The organism is Actinopolyspora mortivallis (genome assembly GCF_003001495.1).
GTDB lineage: Bacteria > Actinomycetota > Actinomycetes > Mycobacteriales > Pseudonocardiaceae > Actinopolyspora > Actinopolyspora mortivallis_A.
The window spans coordinates 1-4,967 of record NZ_PVSR01000073.1; the positions used below are offsets into that span (position 1 = coordinate 1).

Here is a 4,967-nt window from a genome sequence, read left to right on the forward strand (position 1 = left end):
GTCCCAGGAAGGCACGGCTCATACGGTGACCTCCGGTTCGGCGAGGACGTGTTGCTCGGTGGAGGCCAGGATCTGCGCCAGGTGCACCGTACCCACGCCGGTGCGCAGCCTGGACAGTCCACCACCGATGTGCATCAGGCAGGAGGAATCGCCGGCACAGCAGAACTCGGCGTCGGTGGCGGCGATGTTGCTCATCTTGTCCGCGAGCATGGCCGTGGAGGTCTCGCTGTTCTTGAGCGCGAAGGTACCGCCGAAACCGCAGCACTGCTCGGCCTCGGGCAGTGTCACGAGGTCGAGGGCGCGGACCTGTCGGAGCAGTCGCAGGGGCTTGTCCCCGACGCGCAGCATTCGCAGTGAATGACACGTGGGGTGGTAGGTCACCCGGTGCGGGAAGTAGGCGCCGACGTCGGTGACCCCGAGCACGTCGACGAGGAACTCGGCCAGCTCGTAGGTCTTGGCCCCGGCCCGTCCCGCCCGCTCACGCAGTGCCGGTGTGCCGTGGTGCTCGGCGACAGTTCCGTGCTGGTGTCGGACCGAGCCCACGCAGGATCCGGAGGGGGCGACCACGGCGTCGATCGACTCGTCGGCGAAGTCGGCCGCGTAGTTGCGCACCAGCGGCAGCGCGTCGGCCTGGTAGCCGGTGTTGACGTGCATCTGCCCGCAACAGGTCTGCCCCGGGGGGAACACCACCTCCTGGCCGAGCCTGGTGAGCAGGATCGCGGTGGCCTTGACCGCCTCCGGGAACAGGGAGTCCCCCAGACAGGTGGCGAACAGTGCGACGCGCATCTCCGACCCTCCCTCTGTGGTCTGACCACACCTGGGCCAGCCTAGCGCGGACGGTTCCACCGGGGAAAGCGGGGGAACCGTCCTCGGCTCGAGTGTGTGGGAGGACCAACGTCGGAGCAGCGGGAACAGCGTGCTCTCCGCCGATAGACTCACGCCATGACCTCGGTGGCTCCGCGTGCTTGGGAACGGGTGCTCGCGCGTATCGAGTCCGATCTGCGCGACGGCAGGATCTCCCCCGGACAACGGATTCCCGGTGAACGCGCCCTGGCCAGTGACCTCAACGTGGGGCGCTCCTCGGTGCGCGAGGCGATGCGTGTGCTGGAGGCCCTGGGGGTGCTGCGGGCCCAGACCGGCTCCGGCCCCGACTCCGGAGCGATCATCCTCACCCGGCCCACCGGCGGAATGAGCGCGCTGATGCGTCTGCAGGTGGCGGGACAGGGGTTCCCCGTCGCCGACGTGGTTCGTACCAGGGAGGTGCTGGAACGCTCGGCGGTGTCCGAACTGGCCTCCCGAGAGGGGACGGACCTGTCCGAGATCGACGAGCTGCTCGACGCGATGGAGAACAGGAACCTGTCCCGCCAGGAGTTCCTCGCGCTCGACGCCCAGTTCCACCTGAACCTGGCCGAGGCCGCGGGCAACCGGGTGATCACGGCGATGATGAGCGGGCTACGGGACTCGGTCGAGACCTACACCGGGCGGATCGCCGCCGCGCTGGAGTCGTGGGAGGAGACCGCCGACCGGCTGCGCGCCGAGCACCGGGGAATCACCGAAGCGGTGCGTCGGGGGGAACCGGCGTTGGCCGAGGAACGCGTGACCGCCCACATCCGCGGCTACTACGCCGAGGCGAACCCGGAAGAATGAGTTCACGCCGAGAAGTCCTCACCCGGAACCAGAATCGGACCCCCGAACGCGGGGACGGGAACCGGTTACACGACCTTCAGGATGACCAACCGGAACGAGCGGATGAACGACTCCTGTCCGACCGATATTCACGGGGAGAGGTGATCGCCCGCGGAGGCGGTCGCGGAGTGTTCCGCGTCCCGAAAAGCGGCGGGACCGTGATCGACCGGGGCGACATCGCCGACACCGGAAACAACTCCGTTCTCGTGGAGAACTGCCACAACGCGGAAACAGCGGCGGACGGGGGCCGGATCTCCGGGACGGGAACGATCCGGGGGCGGCCCGGGCGGAATTCGCGCTCACCAGGGACGTGACCATTCACGATCTGACGGTCACGGACTCGGAGATCGTGGAAAGACCCCGCGGGAAAACATCACCGTCGCCGACAACACCCTGGTGAACACACCGCGCAGGGTGTGCTGAGACCTCCACGGGGTCTGCACCGGAGACAGCGAGCGGCCCCGACCGGACCCGCCCTCGGGGCCGTCGCCGGCGTGGGGAACCTACCGTCCACAAAGTACTGATCATGAAATGGTGCTCCACGGGACCGAGACGCTCTTTCCCCCACCAGCGCGAAGCGTTTTCGTGAAAATCGTCACCCGTGTACCGGTGATCTCGCACACGGAAATCACCGCTCCCGCTCGGGACAATACGCGGGAAACACCAGGAAACATGACGCGCATCTCGTCACCGCGTTTTCAACGAACATTTACCGAGCACAGAAAGGTGACACACGACAAGGTGTGATGTGCGCCGTTTCCGGGGGATGGCGGCATATATTCGGGTAATAATGGGGAGAGCGAACGAACGAAAGATCAACACTTCGGACACCCCGAGAAAAGCATCGGAGGTCGGGTGCTTCCCGCCGATACGCTCTCGACGCGACACCCCTGGTCGGCCGTACTGACACGACTGCTGAGAACGCTCCTCCCCGCCTGGCTCCTGCGGATGCTGCGCCCCTCTCCCATCCCCGTGGACGGGAGCCGTATCGGGGTGGCGGCCCTGGGGGTGGGTCTTCCCCCCGCCGTCGGTATGGCGACGGCCAACCTCGGCGAGGCCGTACTGGTCTCCCTGGGGGGGCTGTGTGTCACCTTCTCCGACCCGATCAGCTCCTACCGCTACCGGCTGCGTCGCGTCGGCCTGACCGTTCTGCTGGGAGGCTTCGGTTTCGCCGCGGGCCTGCTCGCGCCCTCCCTCTGGGCGGGTGCCCTGGTTGTGGTGGGTGTCTCCGTGCTGTCAGTGCTGTCCAGCCGCCTGGGGGACCTGTGGGGAGCGGCGGGGGCACAGATGTTGACCTTCTGCATCGTGGCCACCGGAACCCCTCTGGAGAACACTCCCGCCGGCGAGCAGATCGCCTGGTTTCTCGGCGGGGAACTGCTCACCTTCGGGTTGATCGCCGCCACCTGGCCGTTCCGGCGCACCGCCCCCGCCCGCCGAGCGGTGGCCCGGGTTTTCGAGTCCACGGCGCGCATGCTCGAAGCCCCGTGTGAAGGCACCCGCACCGAACAGCGACGTGTGCTGACCCGGGCGTTGAACGAGGCCCACGACATCCTGATCACGGTCACGGCGGGAGCCACGGCGCGCAGCAGGGTCCACGACAGGCTCTACATGGCGCTCACCCACGCCACACCGGTGGTGGAGACCTCGGTCGCCCTGGCGCATCGGGCCACACCGGTGCCCGCCTCCCTGTTGGAGAACATGCGCAGCCTGGCGACGTGCCTGCGCACCGGCTCCCTACCCCCACCGCACACCCCGGCGACCGGGGAAACCCACTCCGCCACCCTGCGGGCTCTCGACCAGGAGCTCGCGGAGCTCACCGACTCGCTGCGGAGTGCGAAGCTGGCCGAACCGGCCAGGCTCGACACCACGGGGGGACGTCGCGCACGTTTCCGGATCTGGCGGGAGGGGCTGGCCATAGGCCGCACCGGCTGGTTGCTGGCGGTCCGTATGGCCCTGTGCCTGACCGTGGCCGAGGCGGTCGGCCTGGCTCTGCCCCTGGAGCAACCGTACTGGGTCGCGCTGACGGTCGCCCTCGTGCTCAAGCCGAACTCGGGCTCGTTGTTCGCCCGTACCGTGCTGCGCGGCATCGGCAGCGTGCTCGGAGTGGCGCTGGCCGTGTTGCTGTTGGCCGGACCGGCTCACGGATGGGGCATGTTGCCGTTCACGTTGCTGCTGGCCGCTCTGGTTCCCGACATGTTGAGCCGGAACTACGGGCTGTTCACCGGTGTGGTCACCTGTCTGGTGCTGCTGAAGATGAACCAGGTGGAGTCGATCCCCGACCTTCCCACCGTGCGTCTGGTGGACTCGCTGCTCGGGTGCGGCATCGTGCTGGTGGTCTGCCTCGTGCTGTCCCCGCTGTTCCGGCGTGCGCCTCTGGAGCGGGGGATCGCCGCGTGTCTGAACACCGTGGCGGAGTACGTGTCGCTGTCCCTGTCGGGGGTGACGAGGGACCGGTCCGTGCTGCGCCGCCGCAGCTACCGTGAGCTGGCTGAGTTGCGTGCCACGCTGCGTCAGCGGTTGGTGGAGCCGGCACCGGCCAGCAGAACGGCCGAACGCTGGTGGCCCTCGATCGTCGTGCTCGAACGACTCGTCGACGAAGCGACGGCACGGGCGGTGCACCTCGAACGAGGTGGTGGTGAGACCAACCCGCAACACACCCAGCTGCTCGTGTCCGGCCTGCGTTCGCTGGCCCGGCAGCTGCGCAGCGCGGAAACCACGGAGTCCTGCCTGTCCCCCGAGCGGACGGCCGAGCGGCTCACCGAGCTCGAGGCCGGGATCAACGAGGTCCCGGAGCCCTCACCGAAGGCGGGGAACCGGGGAGTCGAACTCGTCGGGCGGTGAGAGCGACGGCGGAACCCGAGCGGGGCGCCGCGGCATCCGACCTTTCGCGAAGCGTGTCGCCGTGCGGCGTCCCGCTCGACGAGCGGAACCCGCCGCGGGAGGCGCTGTCTCGGTGGATTCGGGCACCTCGGTGAACCGGGTACTCCTTGTCCGCGTCGAGGATGATCCTTTCAGCGGAATCCTCACCAAAAAGACGAACAATTGTCATGAATCTGCTCGTACATTCCGGTGACCCCGATTAACATCGGCTCCGGATGCCCGAGATCGAGCACACGGTGGACGAGAAACACCACCCGAACCTTTCGGCGACGACGGAAACGGTACCTCCCGGCCCCGAGGGTTTCGGTCTCTTCCGTGAAACGGAAAACACCGAACTCCCCCGCACCCTCCCGTGTGCCGTAGCGTCGTGGGCAGAGGGACGCGTTCCCGCTCCCCACACC

General features: G+C 67.9%; 3 protein-coding genes. 2 read left to right on the forward strand and 1 reads right to left on the reverse strand.

Annotated elements, in window-relative coordinates:
• Positions 1–18: 18 nt before the first annotated feature.
• Entirely contained in the window at positions 19–786 is a 768-nt protein-coding gene (locus tag CEP50_RS19560) for a (Fe-S)-binding protein (RefSeq protein WP_106115384.1), read from the reverse strand.
• A gap of 156 nt (positions 787–942) precedes the next feature.
• Here CEP50_RS19560 and CEP50_RS19565 point away from each other — a divergent pair, with 156 nt between their 5' ends.
• Positions 943–1,647, forward strand: a complete 705-nt coding sequence (locus tag CEP50_RS19565; RefSeq protein ID WP_106115385.1) for a FadR/GntR family transcriptional regulator — start codon at positions 943–945, stop codon at positions 1,645–1,647.
• A gap of 894 nt (positions 1,648–2,541) precedes the next feature.
• A complete protein-coding gene (locus CEP50_RS19575) occupies positions 2,542–4,527 on the forward strand; it encodes an FUSC family protein (RefSeq protein WP_106115386.1) in 1,986 nt (661 codons plus the stop codon).
• The last annotated feature ends 440 nt before the right edge of the window (positions 4,528–4,967 follow it).